A 24,111-nucleotide genomic window follows, 5' to 3' on the forward strand; every position below is an offset into this window, starting at 1 on the left:
GCGCGACACCAGCAGCAGGGGCCGCGGCTCGCCGTGCGGATCGTTGGCCGCGGCGTCGGCCCTCAGGTGCAGGAAGACGGTGACGCCGGCGCTGACGCTGGCGTCGTCGGGCATGCGGTCCAGCGTGCGTGCCAGGCTCTGCGCATTGCGCAGCAGAACACGATCCAGTTCGCCCGAATCGCGCCTGAGCGTTTCCCACAGGATGATGCAGAAGAAGACGAGGAACAGCAGCACGATCACGCCCAGCATCGCCAGCAGCACGCGCCGCTGCAGCCGCGGCGGGCGCGCCGTGGCGGCGGCCGCGCTCAAGCGCGCTCTCCGGCCAGCAGGTAGCCGATGCCGCGCACGGTCTTCACGCGCTCCGCACCGACCTTGCGCCGCAGGTTGTGCACATGGACCTCGATGGCGTTGAAGTCCAGCGGCTCGCCCAGTGGCGCCAGGGCCTGCGCCAGGCGGTGCTTGGGCACCACGTTGCCGCCGGCGTGTGCCAACGCAGCCAGCACGTCGAACTCGCGCGGCGACAGGCCCGCCGGCTCGCCGTCCACCGTGCAGAAGCGCCGGCGCATGTCGATGGCCAGCGTGCCGATGGTCCATACCGAAGCGGCCTGCTGCGCTGCGCGCCGCGTCACCGCGCGCACGCGCGCGACCAGCTCGACCACGGCGAAGGGTTTGACGATGAAGTCGTCGGCGCCTTCGTCCAGGCCGGCCAGGCGATCGCCCAGCGCGTCGCTGGCGGTGATGACGATCAGCGGCACGGCCAGGCCGTCGCGGCGCCAGGCGCGCAGCAGGTCGAGCCCGTGGCCGTCCGGCAAGCCCAGGTCGAGCAGGATGCAGTGATGCCCGCCTGCCAAGGCGAAGCGGTGGGCGTCGGACGCCGTGCGCAGCCATTCACTGCTGAATCCGGCGCCGCGCAGCGCCTGCTGCAGCGACGCGCCCAGGTCCACGTCGTCCTCGATCAGCAGCAGGTGCATCGCGTCATCGCGTCATCGCCGATGCGGCGTCCCGGCAGGCCTCGAAGAAGGCGAGCTTGGCGGCATTGCGGCGGCGGTACTGGGCGCGGTGCTTGGAGGCCACCTCGCCGTCCGGCCGGATCTGCGGCAGGGCCGGCAGTTGCCAATGGCGCGGGCCGAGGCGGTCCGCGCCGGCCTCGGACCAGACGCTGTCGTAGTCGAGCTGGATGCGCCGCCGCCGGGCATAGCCTGCCGAGACGTGCGCATGCTGGGCGACCGTGACCGGCGCCGGCAGGCCCCAGCCCGCGCACAGGCCTTGCAGCGCGCAGAGCAGCAGGGCCGACGGCCGCAGGCGGTGCAGTTGGGTACCCAACTCGCGCATCAGCGCCTCGGTGCCGCGCACCCCCTGGAAGCCGGCGACGAAGGCGACGCTGCGTTCTGCGCAGGCGATGCCGGCCGCGCGGGCGCCGACGACGCTGAAATGGGTCGACACCAGGCGCTGGCCCCGGTACATCAGGTCGAAGCTGAGCTCGCCTTCGCGGCATTGCGAGGCCGACTGCCGCAGCACGAGCGCGACATCGCTGCAGCTCTCGGCCGCGAGCGGAAGCAGCAGGCCCTGCTGTTGCCACAAGGCCCGGCAGGGTTCGGGCCGCAGCGTGGTGTGCAGCCAGTTGAAATGGAGCACGACGCAGGCTGCCCGGTCGGCCACGCTCAGTCCGTCGCAGAGGTAGGGGCGCAGGGGCCGCAGGCTCACCTCGATCGGGTAGTGCGCGCCGTGCTCCAGCTTCAGGCGGTGCAGCGAAGCCAGGCAGGTCTGGACGCCGGCCTTGTGCAGCGCAAAGCGCCAGAAGAACTTGACGGCGCGCCTGAACGTGGCCCACCTGCCTCCCGCGCCATCGTCCGTGCTTCGGAACAAGGCGCGCCAATCCCCCCGGGCTTGCGCCGCTGCTGCAAACATCCTCTGGTCTCCTCCGGCCCTGGTGAATCGAATCGCCTCCCGGCGATTGAATGTTTGCAAAACTTTACCATCCAGAAATGATTGGGAGGGCTCGTTTCCTTAAGGGTTCCTTAGCAACCAGGCTCGGGCGATCGTCGCGGATCCGGAGTGGCATCACGCTTCAATCGACGCTCCATCAAGACGCCAGAGGCGGTGACTGCTGCAATCTCAAGCTCACCAAGGAGCCGGCCGCAGCCGCGTTGCGAGAACAATTTGCCTTCCATCCGCACCATCGTCGTCACTGGAATCTCTGGAACCGACACGACCCAGGCCATCGGGCTTCTGGGTGGCACCAGCCACCTGGCCAGGCTGCGACAGTTCCTTCCCGCCATGCTGGATCTCAGCGTTTGCGAACTGGACGACGGCGAGAGAGTCGTCCTGTTCGGTGTACCGCCCACCGCGTGTGCCGAAGTCGTCCGCGCTGCCAAGCCCATGGGCCTCATTGTCCTGGTCGATGGCGGCCGCCCCCATCCTGTCCGCGACTTGCTGGTGTGCCTGGACGCATGCGGCGATGCGCGGGCCTTGCCTGCCATCAGCGTTGGCGTCTACGGGGAGGCCGACAAGTCTTTGACACGCCTCGGGAGCTTGCAGTCGGCGTTGATCTCCCGACATCTCGCGGGCCCGGTGCTCCTCGTTGACCTGCAACGGCGGGGCGATCTCTACATGCTGATCGATTCGGTCCTGGTGCAAGCCTGTCCGTAGGCTTTGCCAACAGCCGGAAGAACGCTTGCTGCCCGAGTGGGAGTTCACCGACGAGTTCAACGTCCCTGCGCTCCACCGCAAGAGCGCCGGCCCCGCGCCGGGCAGAATCTGCCCGATGAACCCGCCGCCGCCCCACCGCCTCGTCCCGCAGCCGCTGACATCCGCAGCCTTCGCGCCCTACGGCACCGTGCTGCAAGCCCCCGGCGGCACGGGCCGGCCCATCAACGGCGGCACATCGCAGCGTTTCGACCTGGTCGACGACCTGCAGCTCCAGCTGCAGGGTGGGCGGCCGATGCTGGCGATCTTCCGCGCCGCGGCCCGGCGCTTCCCGCACAGCGTCGACGAGATGGAACGGCACGCGCTGGGCAGCCAGAGCTTCGTGCCGCTCGGCGCGCGCCGCTTCGTCATCGTGGTGGCAGCCGCCGGCCCGCGGCCCGAGGCGGCGGACCTGGCGGCCTTCATCACGGATGGCGAACAGGGCGTGACGCTCGCGCCGGGCACCTGGCACCACGCACTGCTGGCCGTCGATGCCGGTGACTTCGTGGTGCTCGAACGGGCGGCGCCGCAGGTCGATTGCGACGTGCACCCATTGGCCCGGCCGGCCGTCGTCGATCAGGCCTGGTGAGCCATGCGTTCGGCCAGCGCCACCAGGCCGCGGTCGCTGCCGGCAGGCCCCAGCAGCGACAGCCCCAGCGGCGCACCGTCGCGGCGGGCCAGCGGCATCGACAACTGCGGGAACCCGCTCAGCCCGGCCAGGCACAGCAGGCGGATCGCCAGGTTGCGGTAGTCCTCCAGCCCGGCCTCGCCGACGGCGCGCAGCGGTGCGATGTCGGGCATCGTCGGCATCACCAGCACGCCGTCGCTGCCGAGCAGTTCGCCGAGGTGCGTGCGAAAGCGTTCGCGGAACGCGCGCGCCTGCACCACCTGCTCGTCGGTCACGCCGCGTGACCAGGCAAAGCGCTCGGCCACGCCCGGCCCCAGCGGCGGCGCAAAGCGCTCGATCAGCGGGCCGTCGGTCTGCCAGGCCTCGCGGCCCTGCAGGTGGCGCAGATGCCAGTACATCGCGTCGAAGGAATCGAGCGCGACGCTGACCTGTGCCGCCGATCCGGCCAACGCCTGCAGGCGCTCGGCGGCAGGCCGCAACGCCTGCACGGCCGCGGGCTCGGCCAGCGCCCACAGGTCGCGCGGCCACAGCAGCCGCACGCCGCCGCCCGGCGACGCCGCATCCGCACCGAGCAGCACATCGGCCACGCGGGCGAAGGTCTGCACCTCGCGCGCGAACCAGCCGCAGGTGTCGAGGCTGGGCGCCAGATCGAGCGTGCGCTGCAGGCTCACCCGGCCATGCGTCGGCCGCAGGCCGTAGAGGCCGCAATGGCTGGCCGGTGCCCGCACCGAGCCGCCGGTGTCGGTGCCGAGCGCGAAGTCGCACAGGCCTGCCGCCACCGCGGAGGCCGAGCCCGACGACGACCCGCCGCAGATGCGCAGCGGCGCGGCAGGGTTGAGCGGCGCGCCGAAGTGCGCGTTGTCGCCGTTCATCGAGAACGCGAGCTCATCGGTCACCGTCTTGCCGATGAAGCGCGCACCGGCATCGAGCAGGCGCTGCACCGTCGGCGCGGTCTGCGGCTTGATGCCCGACATCGCCAGCACGAACGGGTTGCCGCCGCCGGTCGGGTAGCCGGCGACGTCGAACAGGTCCTTGACCGCGAAACCCAGGCCCGACAACGGGCCGGTGGATGCGTGGGGCACCGGCGCGTCGGGGTAGGGGACGAAGGCGTGGACAGGGTCGTGCAGGGGCATCGTGTCTCCCGGGGATTCAAGGCAGCGCGCTCACCAGCCCGGCTGCGGCATCGGTGCGCAGGCAGCGCGCCTGGTGGCCCGGCGACAGGAGCACCGGCTCGGGTTGGACGCTGCGGCATTCGGCCACCGCGAGCTTGCAGCGTTCGGCGAAGGCACAGCCCGGCGGCAAGGCCGACAGGTCGGGCGGCGCGCCGCCGATGGTCTCGAGCCGGCTGCCGCGCGCCAGCGCGCCGTGGGCCCGGCTGCTCAGCAAGGCGATGGTGTACGGATGGCGCGGCGAGCGGATCAGCTCGCGGGCGCTGCCCTCCTCGACGATGCGGCCGGCATACATCACCGCGATGCGATCGGCCACCTCGACCGCCGCGCCGATGTCGTGGGTGACGAAGATCACCGACAGCCCGAGCTCGCGCTGCAGCTCGCGCAGCAGCAGCAGGATCTGGATCTGCACCGTGGCATCGAGGGCGGTGGTCGGCTCGTCGGCCAGCAGCAGTTGCGGCCGGCAGGCCAGGGCCAGCGCAATCATCGCGCGCTGGCGCATGCCACCCGACATCTCGTGCGGGTAGGCCGCCAGCCGGCGCTCGGGGCTCGGGATGCGCACCAGCTCGAAGAGCGCCAGCGCGCGCTGTTTCGCGACGGCGGCCGATACCTTGTCGTGCCGGCGGATGGATTCGACGATCTGCGCGCCCACCGAGTACACCGGGTCGAGCGCGAGCAGCGGTTCCTGGAAGATCATCGACGCGACCTTGCCGCGGAACGCCGCCAGCTCGCCGGCCGACATCGCCAGCACGTCGCGGCCCGCCACCCGCACGCTGCCACCGATGCGGGTGCGCCGCTCGGGATGCAGGCGCAGCAGCGTGCGCAGCGTGACGCTCTTGCCCGACCCCGATTCGCCGATCAGCGCCAGCACCTGCCCGCGCTGCACCTGCAGGCTGACGCCGCTGACGGCCTGCACCGGCGCGCGTCCGCCGGTGAACACGACGCCCAGGTCTCGCAATTCCACCATCGGGTCCTGCATCGATTGCCTCTAGATTGCTGCCGGGTGGCCGCTGCCCGGTTCGTGCATCAGGCAGGCCACGGTGTGCGCGCCGCGCCGCTCGGCCAGCACCGGCGCGCGCTGGCCGCACACCGGCGCGGCATCCGGGCAGCGCGGATGGAAGCGGCAGCCCGCGGGCGGGTCGATCGGGTTCGGCGGATCGCCCGCCAGCAGCGCCCGTTCGGTGCGGTGGTCCGGGTCCATCGACGGCATCGACGACAGCAGCGCCCGCGTGTACGGGTGCAGCGGCCCGGCGTAGAGCGACTCCGACGGCCCGAGCTCGGCCACGCGGCCCAGGTACATCACCATCACGCGATCGCTCAGGTAGCGCACCACCTGCAGGTCGTGGCTGATGAAGACGTAGGTGAGGCCGAACTCGGCCTTCAGGTCGAGCAGCAGGTTGATGACCTGCGCCTCGACCGACTTGTCGAGCGCCGACACCGCCTCGTCGAGGATCAGCAGCCGCGGCTGCAGCGCCAGCGCCCGGGCGATGTTGACCCGCTGCCGCTGCCCGCCCGACAGCTCGTGCGGATAGCGTTCGGCGAAGCGCTGCGGCTCCAGCCCGACGCGGGCCAGCAGGTCGCGGGCCCGCTGCACCGCCGGCCGGCGGCCGCTGCCGTGCACCTGGGGCCCGAAGGCGATCGAGTCCTCGATCGTYAGCCGCGGGTTCAGCGAGGCATAGCTGTCCTGGAACACCATCTGGACCTGCCGATGAAACTCCTTCAGCGGCAGCTCGCGGCCCCCCACGGTGCGGCCGTCGAACACCACCTCGCCGGCGGTCGGCCGGATCAGCTGCATCAGCAGCCGCGCGGTGGTCGACTTGCCGCAGCCCGACTCGCCGACGACGCCGAGCGTCTCGCCCTTGCGCACCTCGAAGTCGACGCCATCGACGGCACGCACGCTGCCGCCGCCGCGGCCCAGGAAGCCCGTGGACAGCGGGTAGTGCTTCTGCAGGCCGCGGATGGTCAGCAGCGGCTGCGCCGGACCGCCGACGTCGTCATGCACAGGACTTGTCGTCATCCCTTGTTGTCCATCGCCGAGCGCAGGCCGTCGGAAAGCAGGTTGAAAGTGATCGAGGTGATGAAGATCATCGCGCCCGGCAAGGCGGCGACCCACGGCTGCACGTAGATCGCCGTGCGCAGCGTGTTCAGCATCAGGCCCCACTCGGGCTCGGGCGGTTTCACGCCCAACCCGAGGAACGACAGGCCCGAGGCCAGGATCATCGACACCGCGATCAGGCTGGTCGCGTAGACGAAGATCGGCCCCAGCACGTTGCCCAGCACGTGCACGCGCACGATCGTGAAGGCGCCGGCGCCCGATGCCCGCGCCGCCTCGACGTAGTCGCGTCCGCGCACCTGCGTCGTGACGCTTTCGGCGACGCGCGCGATCTGCGGGATGAACACGATCGTCAGCGACACCAGCGAATTGAAGACGCCGGCGCCCAGCGTGCCCGACAGCGCGATCGCCAGCAGCACCGACGGGAAGGCATAGAACACGTCGACCGTGCGCATGATCGCGGCGTTGACGAAGCCGCCCGCATAGCCCGCGACGATGCCGATGGACGCGCCGAACAGGAAGGCGCACAGCACCGGCGTGATGCCCATGAAGAGCGACAGCCGCGCGCCGACGACCAGGCGCGACAGCATGTCGCGGCCGAGTTCGTCGCTGCCCAGCGGCAGCCCCGGCGTGCCGATGGGCTTGAGCCGCTGCAGCATCGAGGCCTGGTACGGATCGGCCGGCGCGAGCCAGGGCCCGAACAGCGCGAGGCCCAGCAACATCAGCACGGCGATGGCGGCACCGACGGCCACCGGATCGCGCAGGAAGCGGTGGCCGACCGAGGCCCAGTAGCCGCGCGAACGCCGTGCGGGCGAGGCCGACGGCGACATGACAAGGGTGCTCACGGCCATCCTTTCCTCACTGTCCTCACCCTCGCGCGATGCGCGGATCGAGCAGCGTCTGCAGCACGTCGACCAGCAGGTTCAGCAGCACGAAGAACATCGCCAGCACCAGGATCGTGCCCTGCAGCAGCGGCAGGTCGCGCTGGAAGATGGCGGAGTTCAGCAGGAAGCCGGTGCCCGGCCACGAGAACACCGTCTCGATCAGGATCGAGCCGCCGAGCAGGTAGCCCAGCTGCAGGCCCATCACCGCCAGCGCGGTGGGCGCCGCGTTCTTCACGACGTGGCGGAAGATGCCGAAGCTCGTCAGGCCCTTGGCCCGCAGCCCGACGACGAACTCCTGGTCGAGCAGTTCCGAGACCAGCGCCCGCACCGTGCGCGCGATGATGCCCATCGGGATCACCGACATCGTCAGTGCCGGCAGCAGCAGGTACTGCAGGTGCGCGCCGTCCCAGGCCCAGTCGTCGGAACCGCCGGGGCCGGCACCGGTGGCGGGCAGCCACATCAGCTGCGACGAGAACACGATCACCAGGACCATGCCCAGCCAGTAGTGCGGCACGCTGACGCCCAGCACCGACAGCATCGATGCCAGCCGGTCGATGAACGTGCGGCGGAAGTAGCCCGCCACGAAGCCGAACAGGCCGCCCAGCGCGAAGCCGATCAGCGTGGCCACCACCGCCAGCCGCAGCGTGTTGACCACGGCCTTGAGCACCTCGCCGACCACCGGCCGGTTGGTCGCGATCGACACGCCCAGGTCGCCGTGCAGGGCCCGCCACAGCCAGGCGGCGAACTGCTCGGGGTAGCTGCGGTCGAAGCCGTACAGCTGCCGCAGCTGCGCCTGCAGCTCGGCCGACGCATCCGGCGGCAGGATGGACACCAGCGGATCGCCCGGCGCCAGGTGCACCAGCGCAAAGCACACCAGCGCGACGCCGAGCATGATGGGCAGCGCAAGCACGATGCGCCGGGCCAGGTAGGCAAGCATGCTCAGTCCATCGTCATCGTCGCGATGTCGATGAACCAGCTCTTCGGCTGCACGACGTTCTTCACCTTGGGCGACATCGCGCGCGGGCCGACGTCGTGCGCGATCCAGACGAAGGGCGCGTCATCGACGATGTGGGCGTGCAACCGGGCCAGCGCCGCGTTGCGCGCCGTGTCGTCGAAGGCGGTGCGGGCATCGGCCACCAGCTTGTCGACCTCGGCATTGCCGTAGTAGCCCCAGTTGTTGGACACCGGCGGGAAGGTCTTGGTGCTGACGAAGCGCACCATCGCGAAGAACGGGTCCATCGCCGCGAAGCTCACGTTGACGGCGCTGGCGCCGTTGGCCGACGGGTCCTTCGCGCCCTTGCGCCAGTTGGTGAACAGCGTGTTCCACTCGATCACGTCGAACTGCACATCGAACCAACACGCCTTCAGCGACTGCTGCACGAACTCGTTCATCGGCAGCGGCTGCATCTGGCCCGAGCCCGAGGCCGAGATCTGCACCTTGACCTTCAACGGCTTGGCGGCCGAGTGGCCGGCCTGGGCCATCAAGGCCTGGCCCGCCTTGACGTCGTAGCGGATGTCGAATGCCGGGTTGCCCCACCACGGATGGCCCGGCGGCACCGTGCCCTTGGGCTCGGCCATCATGCCGCCCAGCAGCTGCTTGAGGCCGCCGCGGTCGACGCACAGGTTGGCGGCCTGGCGCACGCGCTTGTCGAGCCAGGGCGAGCCCTCGGCGAACGACAGCTGCCACGGCCAGACGTGCGGCTGCGCGTTCGAGTAGATCTTGAAGCCGCGCTGCTGGATCTGCGGCATCGCATCGGGCGAGGGCGCCTCGATCCAGTCGACCTGGCCGCCGAGCAGCGCGGCGGTGCGCGCATTCGCCTCCGGCATCGGGATCAGCACCACCTTGTCGATCTTCGGCGTGCGCTTCGCATCCCAGTAGGCCTTGTTGGCGGCCAGCTCCAGCCGCTCGCGCGAGACGAAGCGCGTGACCTTGAACGGGCCGGAGCCCGAAGGATCGGCGGCAAAGGCCGTCCAGGCCTGCTTGGCGCGCTCGGCGGCATCGGTGGTGGCGGCAGGCACCGCCTTCAGCTTGGCGTCCCAGTGCGCGGGCGAGGCCATGAAGAGGTTGGTCAGGTTGATCGGCAGGAAGGAATCGGGCTCGCTGGTGGTGAGCTCCACCGTCAGCTCGTCGATCTTCTTCGCGCTGCGCAGCGTGGGCATGCGCGAGGCGGTCACGCCGACCTGGCTGGCATCGAACTGCGGCGCCGACTTGTCGAGCACCTTGTTGACGTTCCACACCACCGCGTCGGCATTGAACGCCGAGCCGTCGTGGAACCTGACGCCGGGGCGCAGCTTGAACACCCACTTCGTCCTGTCCTTGGCATCGACCGCCCAGGACGTGGCCAGCGCCGGGATCAGCACGCTCGGGGCATCGGCCTTCGACAGGTCCCATTGCGTGAGCGAGTCGTAGATCGGGATGCCGGTGAAGCGGTTGCCTTCGAAGCCCTGGTCGGGCTGCCCCAGCGTGCGCGGGATGTCGGCCGCCGTCATCGCGATGCGAAGCACCTTCTCCTGCGCCATGGCGGCTGCGCCGCACAGCAGCGAGACAGCCATCGCGGGCACGACCATGCGATTGCGCAGGCGCGAAGACAACAACGGGTTCGGGCTCATCGGGTCACCATCCGGGTGGGGTTGAGGGGTTCACGGGCTCGACACCGGATATGCAAGCGCTGTGCCAAACGGCTTGCCGTGTATCGATAATCGATACCACAAGACTCTTTTTCGATACCTGGTGACTGTTTGTCCATATCATTGGCTCGTAACTTGCTGTCCGCCCGGCGCTGCCATTCAACCCCTTCCATCTGCACTCACTCCGTGAACAACACCCTTTCCGCACCCGCCACGCWCCAGGTCGATGGCGCGCGCCTGTGGCAATCGCTGATGGACCTGGCGCGCATCGGCGCGACGCCCAAGGGCGGCGTGCGCCGCATCGCGTTGACCGACGAAGACCGCCAGGGCCGCGATCTCGTGCTGCGCTGGTTCCACGAGGCCGGCATGGCGGTGCGCATCGACGAGGTGGGCAACGTGTTCGCGCGGCGCGACGGCACCGACCCCGCCGCGCGCGCGGTGGCCACGGGCAGCCACATCGACACCCAGCCCTCGGGCGGCAAGTTCGATGGCAACTTCGGCGTGCTCGCGGGCCTCGAAGTGGTGCGCACCCTGAACGATCACGGCATCTGCACGCGCGCACCGATCGAGGTCGCGTTCTGGACCAACGAGGAAGGCACGCGCTTCACGCCGGTGATGATGGGCTCGGGCGCGTTCGCCGGCGTGTTCGACACCGCGCGCATCCTCGGCGAGCAGGACCTGGCCGGGCTGGCGGTGGGCGACGAGCTCGAGCGCATCGGCTACCGCGGCACGCAGGCCTGCGGCGAGGTCCCGGGCGGCATGTTCGCGGCCTACTTCGAGGCGCACATCGAGCAGGGGCCCGTGCTCGAGGCGCAGGGCCTGCCGATCGGCGTGGTGCAAGGCGCGCTCGGCCAGCAGTGGTACGACGTGACGGTGACCGGCATGGACGCACACGCCGGCCCCACGCCGATGGGGCTGCGGCACGATGCGATGCTGGGCACGGCGCGCATGGTCGAGGCGGTCAACCGCATCGCGCTGGCAGAAGCGCCCGACGGCCGCGGCACGGTGGGCTTCGTCCAGGTGACGCCCAATTCACGCAACGTGGTGCCCGGCGAGGTGCGCTTCTCGGTGGACTTCCGCCACGCGCAGCAGGCGGGCCTGGACCGCATGGACGCCGCGATGCGGCGCGAGTTCGCGGCCATCGCCGATGCCGGCCGGCTGCAGGTGGCGATCGCCCAGGTGGTGAAGTTCGACCCCTGCGCGTTCGACGCGGCCTGCGTGGGCAGCGTGCGCCGGGCGGCCGAGGCACTCGGCCTGCCCAGCATGGACATCGTCAGCGGCGCCGGCCACGATGCCGTCTACGTGGCCCGCGTGGCCCCCACCGGCATGATCTTCGTGCCCTGCAAGGACGGCATCAGCCACAACGAGATCGAGGACGCACTGCCCGAGCACATCGCGGCAGGCGCCAACGTGCTGCTGCACGCGATGCTCGACAGGGCGTCCTGATCAGTGCGTCATCGCGAGCGAGATCGCGCGCGCGCACTCGATGACCATCGGCGCCAGCTGCTTCTGCGCCTCGTCCATCGTCCAGCGGCTGGTGGGCGGCGACACGTGCACGGCGCCCACCGGGCGGCCGGCACTGTCGATCACCGCAGCCGCCAGGCCCATGTCGCCGAGGAACAGCTCCTCGCAGTTGGTCGCGTAGCCGACCTTGCGGCACAAGGCGACGCGCTTCATGATCGCGTCGACGTCGGTCAACGTGGCGGCCGTGCGCCGCTCGCGCGCCGAAGCCTCCAGCAGCGCGCGGGCCTGCGCTTCCGGCAGGCGGCTCAGGAAGGCCCGGCCGGAGCTGGTGCAGTACATCGGGATGCGCATGCCCACCGGCGTGAGCACCGGGATGAACTTGGGCGCCAGCAACTGGGCCACGTAGACCATCTCCTGGTCCACCGCCTCGGTGAGGCTGGCGGTCTCGCCGCTGGCGTTGGCAAGCTGCGACAGGTAGGGATGCGCCGCGCGGATCAGCGGATGCGCAGCGAGGTAGTTGAACCCGATCTCGATGACCCGGGGCAGCAGCTGGAAGCGGCGCGTCTGCGGATGCTTGCCGATGTAGCCCAGCACCTGCAGCGTGTGCACGGTGCGCTGCACCGAGCCCTTGCTCATGCCGGTGAGGGTGGCCAGCTCGACCAGCGTCATCGTGCGATGCGCGGCATCGAAGGCCCGCAGCACCTGCAGGCCCTTGTCGAGCGAGACGTTGTAGAGCGCGTCGGCCGCCGGCGGCTCGGCGACGCGTGCCTGCTTCTTCGGAAGCGTTTTCCTGCTCGCTGCCATGCGGCTGAGCCCCGGCTGAGTATCGATGATCGATTCTAGATGACCGACATTCGATCTCGATGGAGATCAGGCATTCTCGACTGCCACTGATGTGCCGCGCGCGTTTCGACCACCCGCTGCACGACGAAGGCGGCGTCGCGCGCGATGCCCGAGAAGCGCCCCGATCCCCACGTGTGCAGCCAGGGCAGGCCGATGAAGTAGAGGCCGGGGACGCGGGTCACGCCGCGTTCATGGACGGGATGGCCGCGCCCGTTGAAGACGGGCGCATCGAGCCAGCGGAAGTCCGGCGCGAAGCCGATGCACCACACGACGCTCGTGATGCCCGCACCGCGCAGCGACAGCGATTCGCGCTCCTCGAGCGGTTGCCACACCGGCCGGTAGGCGCCGCCGGGGGGCGCCTGCAGGCCGCGCTCGGCGATGTGGCGGTCGATCGAGGCGTTGATGCCGTCGTAGGTGCGATCGGCCTGGTCCAGCACCTCGCGCAGCCGCGGTGCGAAGCGCAGCGTGTCGCCGTCGCCGTCCAGGCCGGTGAGCACGCCGTAGAGCTCCATGCCTTCCGTCGCGAAGCGGCGCAGGTCGATGTCGCGCCCGCCGTCGCGGCCGGTCACGTAGTGGTTGGTGTTGTCGCGCACGCCCTCGCGCAGCGGATGCCGGCCCACGGGCATGTCGTAGTAGCCCATGTCGGCCAGCCAGTCCACCACGTCGCGGCCGCGGTAGAAGCGCGCGCAGCGCGGTGCGTCGCCGACCGCGAGCACCACCTCGCGACCCGCGAGGTGCAGGTCTTCGGCGATCTGCGCTCCGCTCTGCCCGGACCCCACCACCAGGACCCGGCCGGGCGGCAACTGATGCGCGTTGCGGTACTGCGCCGAATGGAGCTGCGCGATGCCGGGCGGCAGCCGCTCGGCCAGGCGGGGCACGATGGGCTCGTGGTAGCCGCCCGAGGCCACGACCACCTGGGCCGCCGTGCACTCGCCCTCGCTGCTGCGCACGAGGAAGCCGCCCCGATCCCCGTCACCTCCCTGCGGCGTGACCCGCTCGACCGCCACGCCTTCGCGCAGCGGCGCGTTCACGTGCGCGCGGAAGGCCTCGAGGTACTGCACGATCTCGTCCTTCTTCATGAAGCCGTGCGGCTCGCTGCCGCGGTAGGCATGGCCCGGCAGCGCGCACTGCCAATTGGGCGTGACGAGGCAGAAGTTGTCCCAGCGCTGCGTCTGCCACACGTGCATCGCGCGGTGCTTCTCGAACACCAGGTGCTCGATGCCTTCGGCCTGCAGGCCGTGGCTGATCGACAGGCCGGCCTGGCCGCCGCCGACGACGACGACCTCGTGATGGGGCGGGTGGGGGCTCTTCATGGGCAACTCCTCGGGAAGGTCAGGCAGGTTCGAACGAGAGCACGCGCACCCGCGCATCGGCGCGGTGCGCGAATGCGGCGACCTGCGCCTCGGTCTGCACGAGCTGGTCGCCGGCGCGCGAGCACGTGAAGCCGAACTTCGCCTGCACCCGTTCGTTGGCGATCGCGGTGGCCTCGCGCACGCGGCGCAGCAGGTCGTCGAGCGCGTAGTCCTCGCCGGCGCGCAGGTAGTCCTGGATCACGAGCGAGGGCGAGTAGCAGAGGGTCTCGCTGGCGTCGGGCCAGCGCAGCCGGTAGTGGAGTGCGGGCATGGCGATGTCGGCTCAAAGGGGAATCGGAAGGCGCTCGATGCGGGCGGGTGGGTGGATTCCGGCGTGCAGCGTGCGCAGGTACCAGGCCTCATGCAGCGCCGCGCTGCGTTCCCAGGCATGGGCACGGCACACGGGCGGCGGCTCGGCGAGCCTGGGCATGCGCGCGGCCGCCTGCAGGCCGGCGGCGATGGAGTCGGTGTCTTCCGGGTCGCACCATGCGACGGCGGGGCTGTCGGCCAGGTGCTCGGTGAAGGGCGGCCGCTTCGACACCAGCACCGGCGTGCCGCAGGCCAGCGCCTCCAGCGCGACCAGGCCGAAGCCTTCCACCAGCGAGGGCATGGCCAGCACGCGGGCGCGGCGCATGAGCGCGGGCAGCATCTCGTCGGCCAGCGGGCCGGTGAGCAGCACGGGCAGCTCCGCACCGGCGGCCGCGCCCAGGTCGGCGAGTGCCTGCCGCCAGGCGCGGCGGGCGCCGCTGTGGTCGAGCATGCTGGCACCGCCTGCGATCACCAGGCGCGCCTCGGCCCAGTCGGGATCGCGCCGGCGCAGCGCGGCGAAGGCATGCAGCAGCCGCACCGTGTTCTTGCGTTCCTCCACGCCACCCACCAGCAGGCACACCGGCGGGCCCGGGTCGTCGAGCCCGAGCGTGCGCAGGCGGTGCGCGTCACCCGCGTCGGGGGCGATGCGGTAGCGGCCGAGGTCGACGCCGTTGAACATGCGCTCCGGCCGCACGCCGTGCCGGTCGCGCAAGTGCGCGCACCAGGTGTCGCTGACGCAGGCCACGCCGTCGGCGGCTCGCCAGGCGCGCTCCTGCCAGCGGTTGAGCGTCTCCTGGGCGAAGACGTCGAGGTGGTGCACCGTGCGCAGCCAGCGCGGCAGGCCCAGGCCGCCGGCACGCAGCAGCGCGAGGGCGTTGCCGCTCACGCTGTCCTGCGCATGCAGCAGGTCGAAGCGGCCGCGCTGCAGCAGCGCGGGCAGCGCCTGCAACAGCGCGTCGATGCGCCGGCGCACCTGTTCGACGAGATCGCCGGTGAGCACCGGCAGGCGGATCAGCTCGACGGGAAAGCCGGTGCTGCGGAAGAGCGATTCGCCAGGCTCCGCCGACGCGATGACGGCGACCTGGTGGCCGCGCCGCATCAGCGCGTCGGCCAGCTCCAGCGTGTGGACCACGCCACCGCGCGGCCGCACGGAGTGGGTGAGCAACGCGATGCGCAGCGTCATGACAACCCCTCGCTCGATGAGTACATCGATCGATCCCCCGAGGGGAACGATGGCCGCGGCTCCAAGCCCGCCTGCGCGGGCTTGGACGGCCAGAGTGCCAGTCGCGTCTCGTGACTGGCGCGGGCCGGCTTGGGAGCGGCCCGGCGCTCGGCCCGCCTCATGCGGCCGTCCACTCGGGCACCGATGAACGGTTCGCTGGCCAGGTCCCACAGCGTGGCGTGTGCGCCGGCCAGCGCCAGCGTGAGGCGGCTGCCCGGCTGCACGCCGCCGATGTCGGCGCAGGCGATGTCCTGCGAGCGAAAGACCGCCTGCACCGCCTCGGCCTGCGCCTCGCGCACGCTCAGCAGGTAGCCGTAGCTCGGGAAGGCGCACAGCCAGCGCAGGTGCGCGGCGAAGGCTTCCGGGCCCGTCTCGTGCCAGCCGGGCGTGCCGGTCGGCAGCGGCAGCCGGGCCAGGTCCACCTGCGCGCCGACATCCGAGCATTCGAGCAGCATCAGCAGGGTGCCCGGCACGCCCGCCATGCTGATGTCCTTGCCGGCATCGCACAGGCCGGCCTCGGCGATCTGCGGCAGCAGCGCGAGGTCCTTGCGCAGGCGCTGCGCGGGCGCCGAGGTCGACGCGTCCCAGAACGGGTGGCCGCCTTGCCACTGCCCGCGCAGGTCCACGGCCATCAGCAGCCGGTCGCCGGGCCGCGCCGCGAAGCTGCTGATCAGGCGCCGCGCACGACCGAGCACGGCCACCGCGAGCTGGCCGCCTGCGGCATGCAGGTTGCTGTGGCCGCCCACGAGCGGCACGCCATAGCGCTCGCACGCGGCACGCATGCCCGCGAGGAGCTGCCGCGCCAGCTCGGCATCGGCGGCCCAGAGCGCATCGACCACCGCGGTCGGGCGCCCGCCCATCGCAGCGATGTCGCTCAGGTTCACCATCACCCCGCTGTAGCCCGCGAACCAGGGCATGGCGTCGACGAAGTCCTGCACCAGCCCCTCGATGGCGAACAGCAGGTGGCCGTCGCCGGCGGGGTCGGGCAGCACCGCGCAATCGTCGCCGTTGGGCACGGCGGTGCGGCCGGCGACGCTGCCGAGCTGCGGCAGCACCGAGGCGATGTCGCGCTTGTGCCGGAACCCGCGGCTGTCGCGCAGCGCTGCGGCGAGTCGGGCGAGGTGGTCCATGGCGTCAGCCTTGCGCGAGCACGAAGCCGGCGTACGGCGTGGTGCACGGCGGGTAATGGGCCAGCGAGGCCTGCATCAGCGCATGCGGCCGGCCATGCAGCTCGCAGGTGTCGAGCTGCTGCCAGTGCAGGCGCTCGAACAGCGGCACGTTCTGCGCCTGCACATGGGCGAGGAACTCCCCGCAGCCGAGCGCGTGGGCGCTGCTCACCGCGAGCCGGATGAGGCTCGAGCCCAGCCGCCGGTGCTGTCGCCAGTCGGCCCGCACCGCCAGGCGCGACCCCCACCACACGCCGGGCGCCGCCTGGTGGATGCGCACGGTACCGATCACCTCGTCGGCCTCGCCGGCGAGGCAGGTGAGGGCCACGAGGGAACGGGTGCTGGCGTCGCGGTCGATCGCGTCGCGGTCATCGTGGGCGAACAGCGCCTGCTCCTCGCAGAACACGCGGCGGCGCAGCGCGAGGGCCTCGCGGTCCATCCACGGATCGCTCGCCCACTGGATGCGGAACTCCTGCGGCGCATAGGCCGGGTCGAGCTCGCACCAGGGCGGCAGGGGGGAGGCGTGGAGGTGCATCGCGGGGCTCCGGTGGGGTCAGGCCGACAGCGGCGTTTCGTAGCGCGACAGCGTGGAGCAGGCCGCGCAGCGCCCGCAGCCGGCCTTGATGTCGGCCGCGCGCACGCCGGCCTCGTCGACCAGGCGGCCGAGCGGCTCCAGCACGCTGCGCATGAACCCGGCCGATGGCGCGGGGTGGTCCTCCAGCGGCGTGCCGCTGATGGGCACGAAGGGCACGACGAAGGGATAGACGCCCATCGCGAGCAGCCGCCGGCTGGCCTCGAGCAGCGTCTCGGCGCTGTCACCCAGCCCCGCCAGCAGGTAGGTGCTGACCTGGCCGCGGCCGAACACCTGCACCGCCGCGCCGAACGCATCCCAGTAGCGCGCCATCGGCACCTCGGACTTGCCGGGCAGCAGGTGCCGGCGCAGGGTCTCGTCCACCACCTCGAGGTGCATGCCGAGCGTGTCGACGCCGGCCTCCTTGAGCCGCTGGAACCAGGCGTCGGTGTCGGGCGGCTCGCACTGCGCCTGCAGCGGCAGGTCGACCGCGGCGCGGATCGCCTGCGCGCTGTCGCACAACACCTTGGCGCCGCGGTCGGGCGTGGGCGGCGTGCCGGTGGTCATCACCATGTGCTTCACGCCGTCGAGTTCGACCGCGGCGCGCGCCACCTCGGCGAGCTGGGCAGGCGTCTTGTGCGCGATGGTGCGGCCGGCCGCGAGCGACTGCCCGATCGCGCAGAACCTGCAGGCCTTGCGCCGGCTCTCGTAGCGGATGCAGGTCTGCAGCACGGTGGTGGCGAGCACGTCGGCGCCATGCAGCGTGGCGATCTGCGCGTACGGGATGCCGTCGGCCGTGCTCAGGCCGTAGAAGCGGGGCTGGCGCGGAAAACTCACGCTCGCGATGGGAATGCTGCCGCGGCGCARCACGCTGCGGCCGTCGGGGCCGGGCGCGTCGGCGACGAAGGGCGATGCGAAGGCGCCGGCGGTGTGCACCGGCACCATCAGCGTCACGCCGTCGACCGTCACCGCCTTGTGGTCCGACGGACCCGCGCCGCCGCGGCGGCTGGCCGCGCCGGCGCCGGGGTCGAGCAGCCGCATGCCTTGCGACTGCAGCTCGGTCATCAGCTCTGTCATCAGCTCTGTCGTCAGCGCGCGGGAAGCTGGCGGCAGCGCGAGCACGGCATCACTCATGGGCGGCTCCTTCGGGGTGGGGCAGGGCGGTCTCCTGCGAAGGCGGGGACGGCCAGGGAACGACGGTGCTGGCGGCATCGCGGCGGATCGCGAGGCTCAGCAGCTCGGGGCGGGCGTAGTGGCCCACCGAATCCATCATGCGTTTGCGCTTGGCGATGAGCGCCATGTCGAGGTCGGCGACCACGAGGCCTTCGCCTTCGGTCAGCGGCTCGGCGAGGTACCTGCCTTCGGGCGAGACGATGGCGGTGTGGCAGCCGCCGCGCAGCGCGCCCTGCAGCTTCTCGTCGGCGGTGATGGCACGCACCTGCTCGTCGCGCAGCCAGCCGGTCGCGTTGACGACGAAGCAGCCCGACTCCAGCGCGTGGTGGCGGATGGTCACGCCCATCTGGTCCGCAAAGACCTGGCCGACGAGCGAACCGGGGAACTGCGCGCAGTGGATCTCTTCGTGCGCGGCCATCAGCGCATAGCGCGCGAGCGGGTTGTAGTGCTCCCAGCAGGCGAGCGCCCCGACGCGGCCCACGCGGGTGGCGGCCGTCGTGAGCCCGGCACCGTCGCCTTGCCCCCACACCATGCGCTCGTGGTAGGTGGGCGTGATCTTGCGGCGCTTGAGCACGAGGCGGCCGTCGGCGTCGAAGACGAGCTGGGTGTTGTAGAGGCTGCCGTGGTCGCGCTCGTTGACGCCGAGCACCACCACCATGCCCGCCTCGCGCGCGGCGGCCGAGACCGCATCGGTGAGCGGGCCCGGCACGCTCGGCGCGCGCTCCATCAGCAGCAGGTGCGCCGGGCCTTGCTGCACCGGCGGCTGCACGAAGGAGAAGTAGGGGTAGTAGGGCACGCAGGTCTCGGGGAAGACGATCAGCTCCACGCCCCGGCGCGACGCCTCGCGCACGGTCTCGAGCACGCGGGCGAGCGTGCCGTCGGCGCTGTCCAGATCGGGTGCGATCTGGGCCGCGGCCGCGCGAACCGACCTGGGCGCCGGCATCACAGGGTCCAGGTGTCCAGGATGAAGGCGCCGGCCTTGCGGTGGAGCAGGACGACGTCCAGCACGTCCAGCGGGTTGATCGGGCGGATGCCTTCGATCAGCGCGCCTTCGCCATGCCCGTACAGCGCCTGGAGCGCGAAGCGGCAGGCGTAGACCTTGCCGCCTTCGGCGATGAACTTGGTGATCTGCTCGTTGAAGTTCTGGTGGCCGGGGAAGGCAGCGTCGCCGAGCTTCGGAAAGCCGCGCTTGACGCCCAGCGTGACGCCGGGACCGTACAGCAGGATCGAGGTGTCGAAGCCCTTGCGCTGCAGGCGCGTGGCCTGCAGCAGGTTGACGAAGCCGATCGAGCCCTCGAAGGCGACGGTGTGGAACGTCACGAGGGCCTTCTCGCCGGGGGCGGCCTTGACGTCCTCGAACACCTTCTCTTCGTAATCGACCAGGAAGTCGCCCTTCTGGGCGGCGGGGTGGGTGACGGTGGGCATGGATGTGTCCTCGCGTGGGTTGGAGACGTTCGACCGGCGGGGCGCGCCGGATGACGATGCCATTGCGAGCGATGTGCCACGCGCGGCCGGGGCCGGCCGATCAACATGCGATCAACGGGGCGTCGGCGGTTCGCGCTGCCGCGCTGCCGGCGCGGCGGCCGGCGGCACGGCCGCACCATCAGACTGCGGCGCGATGCAATCAATGCACCCGATCAAGGGCGGGCGTGCACCTCGAACGGCCCCCGGCATCGAGGGCAGGGCCGTGCAATCAGCGGGTCCGGCAGGCACACTGGGCCATGCCGTTTTCGCACTGGATCGCCCGCATCCGCAACAGCGGACTTCCCGCCTACCAGCTCATCCCCGAGCTGATCGCCGAAGACCTGCAGCAGGGCCGGCTGGCGCCGCGCGAGCGACTGCCGCCGCTGCGCGAGCTGGCGGGCACGCTGCAGCTCAACTACACGACGGTGGTGCGCGGCTTCGCGGCCGCGCGCGAACGCGGGCTCATCGCGTCGCGCCCCGGCATGGGCTCGTACGTGCGCGGCTCCTTCATCGGCCTGCCGCTGCGTGCGGGCACCGGTGCCGAGATGACGATGAACATGCCGCCGGAGATCGAGGACCACCCCGCGATGCAGGCGCTGCAGCACAGCGCGGCCGAGGCGATCACCGCGGCCACGCTGCACGACCTGATGCGCTACCAGGATTTCGGCGGCACGGCGCACGACCGGGCGCTCGCGGCGCACTGGCTCGCGCAGTGGGTGCCCGAGGCGCGGGCCGAGCGCGTGCTGGTCGCGCCGGGCATCCATGCCGTGCTGCTGGCGCTGGTCTCGATGCTGGTCAGGCCGGGCCAGGGCCTGTGCGTCGAGAGCCTCGTCTACCCGGGCATGAAGGCCATCGCGGCGCAGCTGGGGACGCAGTTGCAACCGCTGGCGATGGACGAGCACGGGCTCGTGCCGGAGGAGTTCGAAGCCGCGTGCAAGAGCACGCCGGTCGGCGCGCTGTACCTGTGCCCGAACCTGCACAACCCGACCACCGCCACGCTGCCGATGCGCCGCCGCGAGCAACTCGCCGACATCGCGCTGCGCTACAGCGTGCCGATCATCGAGGACGACGCCTACGGCATGCTCCCCGCCGCCACGCCGCCGGCGCTGGCCGACTACGCGGGCGCCATCACCTACTACATCAGCGGCCTGTCGAAGTGGCTGGGCGCGGGGGTCCGCGTCGCGTACGTGCTCGCGCCGACGCAGGCGGCGCAGCAGCGCCTCGCGGGGGCGCTGCGTGCGACGACGGTGATGGCATCGCCCTTCGTCAACGCGGTGGTCTCGCACTGGCTGGCGCACGGGCACTGCGACGCGGTGCTGGCCGCCGTGCGCGCCGAATGCGGCTGGCGCAGCACGCTGATGCGCGAGCGGCTCGGCGGGCTCGGCGTGCGCACGCACCCGCAGGGCTTCCACGGCTGGCTGCCGCTGCCCGGGGGCGAGGGCAACGGTTCATCGGCGAGCCGCATCGCCGGCGCGTTGCGCGAACTCGGCGTGGCCGCGGTGGCCGCCAACGCGTTCTCCACCGACCGGCAGCCGCCCGAGGGCCTGCGGCTGTGCCTGGGGGGCGGGCTCACGCGCGACGATTGCGGACGGGCGCTGCAGGCGGTGGCGGCGGCCTTGGGGAGGAGCGAGGCAGATCGGGCCTGACGCGTTGCTGCGCGCTCGCCAGCGGACGGACTGGAACGGGTTTTCTCGTGCACTTTCGCAGCAGGGCACTGTCCGGGGCCGGGCAGCGGCTCAAGCCCAGCCGCCGCGGGTCGATACGGTCTTCATGCCGCAGCATGTCCTCAGGGCGGCTCGCGCCGGGTACGGCTTGTACCGACCGGATCCAGGTTCTATTGCAAAGGTCCGCCCGTGAACTTCCACCGCATGAAACTCGGTACCAAGTTGATCAGCGCCTTCATCGGCGTCTGCCTCGTCGGCGCGGTCGTCAGCGCCATCGGCATCAGCAACATGGGCCGGATCAACGACGCGGGCGACAAGATCTACAAGATGGACATGATCGGCCTGTCGCTGGCCAAGGAGGCGAACATCAACCTGCTGTACGTCGGCCGTTCGCTGCGCAACGCATTGCTGGCCCCGACGGCAGAGCAGCGCACCAGCGCGCTTGCCAAGAGCGAGAAGGAGCTGGCGCTGCTGCGCGAGAACCTCGACAAGGCCAAGCCGCTGTTCTGGTCCGAGAAGGGGAAGGCCGCATTTGCCCAACTGGAAAGCGGTTGGCAGGAATACACCCAGGGCGTCAGGAAGCTGCAGGCGGACACGGCGTCGGCCAAGCTGGACGAGCGCGCCGAGATCACGAAGTACATGTTCGGGGACTTTGCACGGATCGTCACCAAGCTCGATGACGACATGTCGGCGCTGGCCGACGTCAAGGAGGCCAATGCCAAGCACGCTTCCGAAGCCAATGCGGCGAGTTTCCAGAATGCCCGCAATCTCATGCTGGCCCTGGTCACCGGTGCGTTGCTGCTGGGCATCGGCATCGGTTTCTGGCTGACGCGCGGCCTGGTGCGCCAGCTGGGCGCCGAACCGGCTGCGGCGGCCCACCTGGCCCAGAGCGTTGCCGGCGGTGACCTCAGCACGAACATCGACGTGCGCATCGGCGACACGACCAGCGTCATGGCCGCACTCAAGGCGATGCAGGCCAACCTGGCGCAAGTCGTCTCGAACGTGCGCAGCAACTCCGAGAGTGTCGCCACCGCATCGGCCCAGATCGCCCAGGGCAACCTGGACCTGAGCCAGCGCACCGAAGAACAGGCCTCGGCACTCGAACAGGCGGCCGCCTCGATGGAAGAGCTCAGCTCCACCGTCAAGCAGAACGCCGACAACGCCAGGCAAGCCAACCAACTCGCGGTCAACGCGAGCACGGTGGCCATCGAAGGCGGCGAAGTCGTGGGCCAGGTGGTGCAGACCATGAAGGCCATCAACGACAGCTCGAAGAAGATCACCGACATCATCAGCGTCATCGACGGCATCGCCTTCCAGACCAACATCCTCGCGTTGAACGCGGCGGTCGAAGCGGCGCGTGCAGGCGAGCAGGGCCGCGGCTTCGCCGTGGTGGCCGCCGAAGTGCGCAGCCTGGCCGGCCGTTCGGCCGAGGCGGCCAAGGAGATCAAGAGCCTGATCAACGCCAGCGTCGAGCGTGTGGAGCAAGGCACGACGCTCGTCGGCCAGGCCGGCGTCACGATGACCGAGGTGGTCAGCTCCATCAAGCGCGTGACCGACATCGTCAGCGAGATCAGCGCCGCCAGCAGCGAGCAGAGCGTGGGCGTTTCGCAGGTCGGCGAGGCGGTCAGCCAGATGGATCAGGTCACGCAGCAGAACGCAGCGCTGGTCGAAGAAAGCGCAGCCGCGTCCGAGAGCCTGAAGGTGCAGGCGCTGCACCTGGTGCAGGCCGTGGCCGTCTTCAAGCTGCCGGCCGGCAGCGCGGAACATCAAGCGCGCCCCGGCCCGGCCGACGACGTGCGCAGCCACGGCGAGCGCCGCGGGCCGGAGCGCGCGAAGAACGTGACTCGACCCGACTTCGGCAAGGCGAAGGCCAAGGGGCCCGCGGCYGGACCCCTCGCCACGCCGGCCGCCGCGGTGGCGGTGGCGCGCACCGGCACCGACGACTGGGCCAGCTTCTGATCGGGGGAGCGGGCGGGGTTCAGTTGCTGTACGGCTACCGCGCCCGGATCAATCCGAGGCGATACGGAAGGCGCTCGTAGCTCGCAGTCGAACCTGGGTCGACCCCTTGGTACAGGAACTGCATGTTGCAGGCGTTGATGGTGAGCGTTTCGTCGTAGCCGGCGCGAATCATTTCGCCGTGGCTGATGTCGTTCGTCCATTTCGCGCCGTCGAACGAGACGTTTGCAGCGCCCGCGAAGGGGGCGGACTGCTTGTCTGCCAAGGCAGTCCAGGGGCCATCCAGGCTGGTCGACGTCCAGGACCGGAAATAGCGCGGCCCGTAAGCCTCGACCAGCAGGAGGTACTTGTTCGTGCCTTCGACCTTGTACACGTTGCTGGCTTCGAACAGTTTGCCCGCCACCGGGTCGGACATCACCGTTTCATAGCCGGAAAAGTTGGGGAAGTTGCCGATGGCGGTCTTGGAGCGATAGAGCTTCCCGTCGTCGCCGGAGAAGAACAGGTGGCAATTGGCGCTGTCGCAGATGACCCAGTAGTCGATTCCGTTGGACGGACCGCCGCTCAGCAGGGGCTTGGGCGCGCTCCATCCGTCGGGATTGGCGATGTCGGTGTTGGTGGAGTACTTGGCACCCCATTGCGAAATCAGGTACCACTTGTTGTGCGGCCGGAAGTAGAAGACCTGCGGCGCGACTGAGTCGCCCACGGGCTTGTTGGCAAGCGGCACCTGTACCGCGCTCGCGGCCTTCGAGAAGTCGCTGAAGTTCATGTAGACGGCGCTCCACGCATTCCTCGACGTATCGAAGACCGTCGCAAAGACGTGATAGAGATCGTTGTAGCGAACGATCGTCGGATCCTTGATCGACACGAAGTTGGCCGATTG

General features: G+C 70.6%; 24 protein-coding genes. 5 read left to right on the forward strand and 19 right to left on the reverse strand.

Annotation, left to right across the window (positions count from 1 at the left end; genetic code table 11):
• From AC1D1T_RS04040 to AC1D1T_RS04050, 3 genes are all read right to left on the reverse strand, one after another.
• Positions 1-309 (reverse strand): hypothetical protein (locus AC1D1T_RS04040; RefSeq protein WP_477991451.1); only part of this gene is annotated, 309 nt, incomplete at its 3' end.
• Positions 306-971 (reverse strand): response regulator, encoded by a 666-nt coding sequence (locus AC1D1T_RS04045; protein WP_047512810.1) that lies wholly within the window; start codon positions 969-971, stop codon positions 306-308. The genes AC1D1T_RS04040 and AC1D1T_RS04045, both read right to left, overlap by 4 nt.
• A 4-nt stretch (positions 972-975) precedes the next feature.
• Complete coding sequence (locus AC1D1T_RS04050) at positions 976-1,866, reverse strand: DUF535 family protein (RefSeq protein ID WP_477825337.1); 891 nt, start codon at positions 1,864-1,866, stop codon at positions 976-978.
• A gap of 294 nt (positions 1,867-2,160) precedes the next feature.
• Here AC1D1T_RS04050 and AC1D1T_RS04055 point away from each other — a divergent pair, with 294 nt between their 5' ends.
• Together AC1D1T_RS04055 and AC1D1T_RS04060 are read left to right on the forward strand one after the other, a co-directional pair.
• Positions 2,161-2,649 (forward strand): hypothetical protein, encoded by a 489-nt coding sequence (locus AC1D1T_RS04055; RefSeq protein WP_477842648.1) that lies wholly within the window; start codon positions 2,161-2,163, stop codon positions 2,647-2,649.
• A gap of 115 nt (positions 2,650-2,764) precedes the next feature.
• Positions 2,765-3,274: an ureidoglycolate lyase gene (locus AC1D1T_RS04060; protein WP_477825342.1), complete on the forward strand. Its 510-nt coding sequence runs from the start codon at positions 2,765-2,767 to the stop codon at positions 3,272-3,274.
• Here the strand turns inward: AC1D1T_RS04060 and AC1D1T_RS04065 are convergent.
• The 6 genes from AC1D1T_RS04065 to AC1D1T_RS04090 are packed head-to-tail and all read right to left on the reverse strand — an operon-like array spanning position 3,262 to position 9,987.
• Entirely contained in the window at positions 3,262-4,446 is a 1,185-nt protein-coding gene (locus tag AC1D1T_RS04065; RefSeq protein ID WP_477825339.1) for an amidase, read from the reverse strand. The genes AC1D1T_RS04060 and AC1D1T_RS04065 overlap by 13 nt on opposite strands.
• Positions 4,447-4,462: 16 nt before the next feature.
• Positions 4,463-5,449, reverse strand: coding sequence for an ABC transporter ATP-binding protein (locus AC1D1T_RS04070; RefSeq protein WP_477825340.1), 987 nt, complete (start codon positions 5,447-5,449; stop codon positions 4,463-4,465).
• 21 nt (positions 5,450-5,470) lie between these two features.
• The gene (locus AC1D1T_RS04075; RefSeq protein ID WP_477825341.1) at positions 5,471-6,499 is read right to left on the reverse strand and encodes an ABC transporter ATP-binding protein; all 1,029 of its coding nucleotides are present in this window, start codon (positions 6,497-6,499) and stop codon (positions 5,471-5,473) included.
• Positions 6,496-7,365, reverse strand: a complete 870-nt coding sequence (locus AC1D1T_RS04080) for an ABC transporter permease (RefSeq protein ID WP_477825343.1) — start codon at positions 7,363-7,365, stop codon at positions 6,496-6,498. The genes AC1D1T_RS04075 and AC1D1T_RS04080 overlap by 4 nt, the downstream gene beginning before the upstream one ends.
• Positions 7,366-7,402: 37 nt before the next feature.
• Entirely contained in the window at positions 7,403-8,356 is a 954-nt protein-coding gene (locus AC1D1T_RS04085; RefSeq protein WP_465113505.1) for an ABC transporter permease, read from the reverse strand.
• Positions 8,357-8,358: 2 nt separating this feature from the next.
• Positions 8,359-9,987: an ABC transporter substrate-binding protein gene (locus AC1D1T_RS04090; protein ID WP_477825344.1), complete on the reverse strand. Its 1,629-nt coding sequence runs from the start codon at positions 9,985-9,987 to the stop codon at positions 8,359-8,361.
• 246 nt (positions 9,988-10,233) lie between these two features.
• On the opposite strand from AC1D1T_RS04090, the gene AC1D1T_RS04095 reads away from it, so the two are divergent.
• Positions 10,234-11,493, forward strand: a complete 1,260-nt coding sequence (locus tag AC1D1T_RS04095; RefSeq protein ID WP_477991453.1) for a Zn-dependent hydrolase — start codon at positions 10,234-10,236, stop codon at positions 11,491-11,493.
• Here the strand turns inward: AC1D1T_RS04095 and AC1D1T_RS04100 are convergent, their stop codons facing one another.
• From AC1D1T_RS04100 to AC1D1T_RS04140, 9 genes are all read right to left on the reverse strand, one after another.
• Positions 11,494-12,315 (reverse strand): IclR family transcriptional regulator, encoded by an 822-nt coding sequence (locus AC1D1T_RS04100; protein ID WP_477828294.1) that lies wholly within the window; start codon positions 12,313-12,315, stop codon positions 11,494-11,496.
• Between the two features lie 35 nt (positions 12,316-12,350).
• Complete coding sequence (locus tag AC1D1T_RS04105; protein ID WP_477828295.1) at positions 12,351-13,667, reverse strand: MSMEG_0569 family flavin-dependent oxidoreductase; 1,317 nt, start codon at positions 13,665-13,667, stop codon at positions 12,351-12,353.
• Positions 13,668-13,686: 19 nt separating this feature from the next.
• Positions 13,687-13,977: an MSMEG_0570 family nitrogen starvation response protein gene (locus AC1D1T_RS04110; protein ID WP_477838956.1), complete on the reverse strand. Its 291-nt coding sequence runs from the start codon at positions 13,975-13,977 to the stop codon at positions 13,687-13,689.
• Between the two features lie 12 nt (positions 13,978-13,989).
• Complete coding sequence (locus AC1D1T_RS04115; RefSeq protein ID WP_477825050.1) at positions 13,990-15,198, reverse strand: MSMEG_0565 family glycosyltransferase; 1,209 nt, start codon at positions 15,196-15,198, stop codon at positions 13,990-13,992.
• Positions 15,195-16,367 carry a sll0787 family AIR synthase-like protein gene (locus tag AC1D1T_RS04120; protein WP_477991455.1) on the reverse strand — a complete coding sequence of 391 codons (1,173 nt, stop codon included), beginning with the start codon at positions 16,365-16,367 and terminating at the stop codon, positions 15,195-15,197. Before AC1D1T_RS04120 ends, AC1D1T_RS04115 begins: the two co-directional genes overlap by 4 nt.
• Before the next feature lie 4 nt (positions 16,368-16,371).
• Positions 16,372-16,938 carry an MSMEG_0567/Sll0786 family nitrogen starvation N-acetyltransferase gene (locus tag AC1D1T_RS04125; protein WP_477838960.1) on the reverse strand — a complete coding sequence of 189 codons (567 nt, stop codon included), beginning with the start codon at positions 16,936-16,938 and terminating at the stop codon, positions 16,372-16,374.
• A gap of 18 nt (positions 16,939-16,956) precedes the next feature.
• On the reverse strand, positions 16,957-18,039 hold the full coding sequence (locus AC1D1T_RS04130; protein ID WP_047512974.1) for an MSMEG_0568 family radical SAM protein: 1,083 nt from the start codon (positions 18,037-18,039) through the stop codon (positions 16,957-16,959).
• 61 nt (positions 18,040-18,100) lie between these two features.
• Positions 18,101-19,090: a Nit6803 family nitrilase gene (locus tag AC1D1T_RS04135; protein ID WP_047512779.1), complete on the reverse strand. Its 990-nt coding sequence runs from the start codon at positions 19,088-19,090 to the stop codon at positions 18,101-18,103.
• Positions 19,090-19,572, reverse strand: a complete 483-nt coding sequence (locus AC1D1T_RS04140; RefSeq protein WP_047512776.1) for an MSMEG_0572/Sll0783 family nitrogen starvation response protein — start codon at positions 19,570-19,572, stop codon at positions 19,090-19,092. The genes AC1D1T_RS04135 and AC1D1T_RS04140 overlap by 1 nt, the downstream gene beginning before the upstream one ends.
• A 296-nt stretch (positions 19,573-19,868) precedes the next feature.
• On the opposite strand from AC1D1T_RS04140, the gene AC1D1T_RS04145 reads away from it, so the two are divergent.
• Both AC1D1T_RS04145 and AC1D1T_RS04150 read left to right on the forward strand, forming a co-directional pair.
• Positions 19,869-21,257 (forward strand): aminotransferase-like domain-containing protein, encoded by a 1,389-nt coding sequence (locus AC1D1T_RS04145; RefSeq protein WP_047512774.1) that lies wholly within the window; start codon positions 19,869-19,871, stop codon positions 21,255-21,257.
• 222 nt (positions 21,258-21,479) lie between these two features.
• On the forward strand, positions 21,480-23,234 hold the full coding sequence (locus AC1D1T_RS04150) for a methyl-accepting chemotaxis protein (RefSeq protein ID WP_477838962.1): 1,755 nt from the start codon (positions 21,480-21,482) through the stop codon (positions 23,232-23,234).
• A 34-nt stretch (positions 23,235-23,268) separates the two neighbouring features.
• Here the strand turns inward: AC1D1T_RS04150 and AC1D1T_RS04155 are convergent, their stop codons facing one another.
• The gene (locus AC1D1T_RS04155) at positions 23,269-24,096 is read right to left on the reverse strand and encodes a glycoside hydrolase family 62 protein (protein WP_489739960.1); all 828 of its coding nucleotides are present in this window, start codon (positions 24,094-24,096) and stop codon (positions 23,269-23,271) included.
• Positions 24,097-24,111: the final 15 nt, after the last annotated feature.

Source organism: Rhizobacter sp. P2_H3 (assembly GCF_056403355.1).